Annotated in this window: 5 protein-coding genes; 2 read left to right on the top strand and 3 right to left on the bottom strand. The window is 72.0% G+C overall.

The features are described 5' to 3' along the window. Positions 1–25: 25 nt before the first annotated feature. Positions 26–499 carry a MarR family winged helix-turn-helix transcriptional regulator gene (locus EF918_RS31625; RefSeq protein ID WP_260610844.1) on the bottom strand — a complete coding sequence of 158 codons (474 nt, stop codon included), beginning with the start codon at positions 497–499 and terminating at the stop codon, positions 26–28. Positions 500–777: 278 nt separating this feature from the next. On the opposite strand from EF918_RS31625, the gene EF918_RS31630 reads away from it, so the two are divergent. Together EF918_RS31630 and EF918_RS31635 are read left to right on the top strand one after the other, a co-directional pair. Beyond that, positions 778–1,899, top strand: coding sequence for an amidinotransferase (locus tag EF918_RS31630; RefSeq protein WP_125652356.1), 1,122 nt, complete (start codon positions 778–780; stop codon positions 1,897–1,899). A 264-nt stretch (positions 1,900–2,163) separates the two neighbouring features. Continuing rightward, positions 2,164–3,504, top strand: a complete 1,341-nt coding sequence (locus EF918_RS31635; protein ID WP_260610845.1) for an MFS transporter — start codon at positions 2,164–2,166, stop codon at positions 3,502–3,504. Between the two features lie 13 nt (positions 3,505–3,517). Here the strand turns inward: EF918_RS31635 and EF918_RS31640 are convergent, their stop codons facing one another. Both EF918_RS31640 and EF918_RS31645 read right to left on the bottom strand, forming a co-directional pair. After that, on the bottom strand, positions 3,518–4,705 hold the full coding sequence (locus tag EF918_RS31640) for a HAMP domain-containing sensor histidine kinase (protein ID WP_185922011.1): 1,188 nt from the start codon (positions 4,703–4,705) through the stop codon (positions 3,518–3,520). Positions 4,706–4,779: 74 nt separating this feature from the next. After that, a complete protein-coding gene (locus tag EF918_RS31645) occupies positions 4,780–5,451 on the bottom strand; it encodes a response regulator transcription factor (protein WP_125652359.1) in 672 nt (223 codons plus the stop codon). Positions 5,452–5,620: the final 169 nt, after the last annotated feature.

Raw genomic sequence — 5,620 nt, forward strand, 5'->3', positions numbered from 1 at the left:
GTGTCCGGGGCGCGGACAGAGGGGTTTACCGGGGCGGGGTGTCGTGGCCGGGGAGTCCGGTGCCGCCCAGTCGGGTGAGCAGCACGGACAGCTGCTCGACGTCGTCCTTGCTCCACAGCGGGGCCGCGAAGATCTCGGCGGCGACCTGTTCGGCCGTGGCACGCATGTCGACCAGACGCTCACGTCCGGTCTCGGTCAGTGCTGCGAAGGCGACCCGGGCGTCCCGGGCGTCCGACTCCCGCACGACCAGGCCGATCCGCTCCAGTGGCGCCAGCCCGCGGGTCACGCCCGAGGCGCTCAGCCCCAGCGCCTCCGCCAGGTCCACCCTCCTCATCCGGCCGCCTGGCGCCTGCCCCAGGCGCAGCAGGGCCGTGAAGTCCGACAGGCTCACGCCGTGGAGGGCGCCCAGTGCGCCATCGAGGCGTTTGGCCAGGGCCACCTGGGCGCGGGCGATGCGCAGCACCGCATCCAGTTCGTCACTCATTGACATCTCACTCATTGACATCTCCTTGAGTACTCAAGCATACGCCGACGATCCTTGAGCCGTCAAGGATTCTCTCCCAGGGGTAGTCCCCTCCGGGTGAGGGCCTCGGGCCATGAGGGTGATCTTGGTTCCTCCCCGCGTCGTGGCCGCGGGCGGCACCACGTGCATCCGCGGCCGGCGGCCGAGCATGTGGGGCAACACCGTTTCCCGTACGCGGTCCGGTCGGCGGGCTCGTCGGAGGAGGCGGAACGGCCGTACCGGGTGCAAGGAACACGGAAGAGGAGCCGCGGCTGATGTCATTGCCTCCGCACGTGAGTGACGACGCCGCACACCCCGCCGCGGCGCCGGTCTGGTCGCACAACGAATGGGACCCCCTCGAAGAGATCCTCGTCGGGCGCCTCGACGGCGCGACGATTCCGTCCAGGCATCCGATCGTCAGCGTGAACGTCCCCGCCTGGGCCGCACGGTTGCAGGGTCTGGCGTCCGGCCTGCGCTATCCGCGCGCCCTGGTCGAGCCGGCGCAGAAGGAGCTGGCCGGGTTCACCGCCCTCCTGGAGTCCCTCGGGGTGACCGTCAGGCGTCCCGAACCCGTCGACCACCGTCGGCGCTTCGCCACCCCCGGCTGGTCCTCGCGGGGTTTCGCCAGCAGCTGCCCGCGGGACAGCCTGCTGGTGGTCGGGGACGAGATCATCGAGACCCCCATGGCCTGGCCGTGCCGCTACTACGAGACCTTCTCCTACCGGCCCGTCGTCCAGGACTACTTCCGGCGCGGCGCCCGCTGGACGGCCGCACCGAAGCCACAGCTCACCGACGCCTCGTTCGACGGGAGCTACCGGGTCCCCGGGGCGGACGAGCCGATGCGCTACGTCACCACCGAGTTCGAGCCGCTGTTCGACGCAGCGGACTTCGTGCGCGCGGGCCGGGACCTCTTCGTCCAGCGGAGCAACGTCACCAACCGCACCGGCATCGCATGGCTGCGCCGCCACCTCGGCCCCGGCTACCGCATCCACGAGATCGAGAGCCGGTGCCGAGCACCCATGCACATCGACACGACCTTCCTGCCCCTGGCACCCGGCAAGGTCCTGGTCAACCCCGAGTACGTCGACGTGGACCGGCTGCCGGGCATCCTGAAGGGATGGGACGTGCTGATCGCCCCCGAACCCGATCCGCTCCCCGGCCGCCTGCTCAGGATCACTTCGATGTGCGGGAAGTGGCTCAGCATGAACGTGCTCTCCGTGGGCGGCGGGCGGGTCATCGCCGAACGGCGCCAGCCCGGCATGCTCCGCGCGCTCGAACGATGGGGCTTCGAGCCGGTCCCCTGCGACCTCCTGCACTACGCGCCCTTCGGGGGTTCGTTCCACTGCGCCACCCTCGACGTCCGCCGCCGGGGCGCGCTCGAGTCCTACTTCCCCTGACCCCCGACGCGTCCCCCGCATCCCGAGGGCGAGCCTCGCACGGCCGCGGGTCCCGTCACCGTTACCTTGTGCCCATGACACGGACTCAGGACAGGGAGTGGCGGACGGTCGCGGTGCTGTCGACAGGCGTCACCCCCGCAGTGCTGACGGGTCCCCGGGGAGCGGCCCTCACGGTCGCAGCCACCCGTGCCCCCTTCTGAAGGGCCGTCGGCCGCCCTCCCCCGCCGGCGCTTCGTCGTCGCCGCCATGGGCTGTGCCGGGGGGATGGTCATGCTGGACCAGACCGTGGTCGCCATCGCCCTCGACCCGGTGGCGCAGAGCCTCGGTCTGACGACGTTCGTCATGCACGCCATGGTGCTCGTCTACAGCCTGGCCATGTCCGCGTTCACTCCGGTCGGGGCCATGGTCTCCCGCCGGTTCGGTCTGCTGCACACCTTCCGGTTCGGGACGGCCGTGTTCGCGATCGCTTCCGGGCTGTGCGTCCTGGCGCCGCGGGGTGACGGCGCCGAGCCGTACCTGCTGACGATGAGGGCCGTGCAGGGTGTGGGGGCCGCGCTGATGCTGCCCGTGGCCACGACGCTGATCGCGGACGTGTACGAGGAGCGCGAGCGGGGGCGGGCGCTGGCGATGTACGCCGGTCTGGCCCAGGTGTTCTTCGTCGTGGGCCCTGTGGTGGGGGCGGTCCTCATCGACTACCTCGGGTGGTTCTCCGTCTTCCTGGTGAACGTGCCCGTCGGCGCGCTGGCGCTGTGGGCGATCGCCGAGTCGCACGTGCGCGACGCGACCTCCCCGGGCGGGGTGCTCACCGTGGGGCAGCCCGTCGCCGTGGTGCTGTCCCTGGGCGCGTTCGTCTTCGGGCTGTACCAGTGCGGGGTCTGGGGAGTCACCGACCCCAGGACGCTCGTCGCCCTGGTGGGAGGAGCGGTCGCACTGGCCCTGACGGTGCGGCTGGTGCTGCGGTCCCCGCGGCCCCTCGTCGACCTGCGGCTGCTGCGCATCCGCCGCTACGCGGTGGAGGTGGCGCTGACGTTCACGGTGCAGGCCTCGCAGCTGATCCTGCTGGTCCACGGCACGCTGTTCCTGCGGCAGGCGATGGACCAGTCGCTGCGGGCCACCGGGCTGAGTCTGCTCCCCCTGGTCACGGCCCTGGCGACGGGCACGTTCCTGTCCGGGTACCTGCTGGACCGCTTCCGGTCGGTCCGGGTGCCCGCGCTGATCGGTCTGACGGCCGGTGCCTTCGGCTCGCTGGCCTGGACACTCGCGCTGCCGTCCCTCGACTACCGGTGGCAGGTGCCGGGGATGGTCCTCGCGGGGCTGGGCATGGGGATGCCCGTGCCCGCGTTGAGCGCCGAGATGATGCGCGCGGTCCCCGCGGAGAAACGGGCCGACGCGTCCGTGGTCCGGCAGACGTTCCGGCAGTTGGGCGGGGCTCTCGGGCTGGCGAGCGCGGGTGCCGTCGTCCTGGGCGTCAACGACGACTCGGAGGACGCGGTGGGCGTCATCAGCGCCGGCGCCACGCCCGCCGCCTTCCTGATCGCCAGCTCCCTCCTGGGCATCGCCCTGCTGTTCGCGGCCCTGATGCTGCCGCGCCGGACGCGTGCCTGACCTCGAACGCCCCTCACCCGGTCGCAGGTGATGCGGGGAGGGTGATGTGAAGGGTGAGGCCGCCTGTGGGGTTCGCCGTGGCGGTGGCGGTGCCGTTGTGGGCTCGGGCGACGGAGCGGATCAGGGGCAGGCCGAGGCCGTGCCCGCCGGAGCGGGTGCGGGGGGTGAGTCGGTGGAAGGGTTCGAAGAGCGTGGGCACGGCTCCCGGCGGGACGGGGTCGCCGGTGTTGGCGGTGGTGATGAGGGCTGTGGGGGGATCCTGTGCTGCTGTCAGGCTCAGGGTGGCGGTGCCGCCGGTGTGATTGTGGCGCAGGGCGTTGGTGAGGAGGTTGGTGAGGAGCTGGAGCAGGAGGGCGGGGTCTCCCGTGACATGGACGGGCTGGAGGGCGCAGCTGAGGGTGATGTTCTTCTCGTGCGCCTCGTCCCGGACGGTGTGCAGGGCTTCGCGGGCCAGCCGTGCGAGGTCGACCGTCCGGCGGTCGATGGTGGTGGGATCGCGGGCGAGGGCGAGCAGGGCGTTGGTGGCCTCGGTGGAACGGCGGTTGATGGCGAGGAGCTTGGGGGCCAGGTCGCGTATGTCGCAGTCGTCGGGGCCGGCAAGGGCGACCTGGAGCATGGTCCGGGTGGCTGTCAGGGGGGTGCGCAGCTCGTGGGAGGCGTTCGCGGCGAAGCGCTGTTGGGCGGCGAAGGCGGTGTCGAGGCGTTCCAGCATCGCGTCGAAGGTGTCGGCCAGTTCCTTGAACTCGTCGTCAGGGCCGTCGAGGCCGATGCGTTGGCCGAGGTCGCGGGCCGCGAGGGTGCGGGCCGTGTCGGTGATGCGGTGGACCGGGGCCAGGATCCGGCCCGCGATGATCCAGCCCAGGCCGAACGCCAGCACGGTCAGCAGGAGGAGGGCGAGGCCGGAGAACTGCAGGAGCGTGGTCAGGACATCGGCCTTGGAATGGATCACGAGCCCCGTGGGCGAGGCGTCGGGCCGGCTCGTGAGCGTGCCGCAGTCGGTCGGCGTGTTCACGCCGCAGGGCCCGGCTCCGGCCGCCGGGGCGTGACGGAACGATACGAGGGTGTCGGCCTTGTCCGGGATCCGGTAGTCGGGCCAGTAGCGCATCAGCAGGTAGACCAGGGTGAGCAGGCAGACGCCCACGCCCAGGCAGGCACTTCCGTAGAGGAGGGTGAAGCGGGCACGGACGGTGGGACGCAGCACCCGTGCCCGCCCGGCCCAGAACCTCCCCGGCTCTCCGGGTGAGGCCGCGGTGGGCGGACGGGGCCGGCGGGTGCTCATGACGGGGTGGCGGAAAGGCGGTAGCCGACACCGGTGACGGTGTGGATGACGGCCGGTTCGCCGAGCTTGCTCCGCAGCGTGCAGACGGTGATGCGGACCGCGCTGGTGAAGGGATCCGCGTGCTCGTCCCATGCCTTCTCCAGGAGGTGCTCGGCGCTGACGACGCCGCCGTCGGCCCGGAGCAGGATCTCCAGGACCGCGAACTCCTTGCGGGTGAGCTGGAGGCGGCGGCCGTCCCGGGACGCCTCGCGGCGGTGAGCGTCCAGGCGGATGCCGCCGTGCCCCAGGACCGGCAGGGCGGTCGCACCGCTGCGGCGCTGCAGGGCCCGCAGCCGGGCCACGAGTTCGGGGAAGTCGAAGGGTTTGGGCAGGTAGTCGTCCGCGCCCAGGCGAAGCCCGTCGACCTTGTCGTCGAGGCGGTCGGCGGCCGTGAGCATCAGGACCCGGCAGTGGGGGCGGGACTCGACGGCCCACCGGCACACGTCATCGCCGTGGACCAGCGGAAGGTCACGGTCCAGGACGAGGAGGTCGTAGTCGTTCTCCGCCAGGCGTTCCAGGGCGGCGGCCCCGTCGGCGGCCACGTCGACAGCCATCGCCTCCCGCCGGAGGCCGGCCTCCAGGGCTTCTGCCAGATAGGGGTCGTCCTCGGCCACCAGCACCCGCGTCATGCTCCTCGCCCGTCCCGTCCCATGATGTTCCGATGCCATTCGGTCATAACCGCGACAAACGAGTGAGGTGACCTGTCCGGTTCCCCGCCGCTGCGCCGGCCCCGCCCCGGACAGCCCGGGGAGGCGTGGTACGGGGCGGGACCGGGGCGCCTCCCGCCCCGTACCACGC

The organism is Streptomyces sp. WAC06614 (assembly GCF_003949795.1).
In the GTDB taxonomy this organism is placed as follows: domain Bacteria; phylum Actinomycetota; class Actinomycetes; order Streptomycetales; family Streptomycetaceae; genus Streptomyces.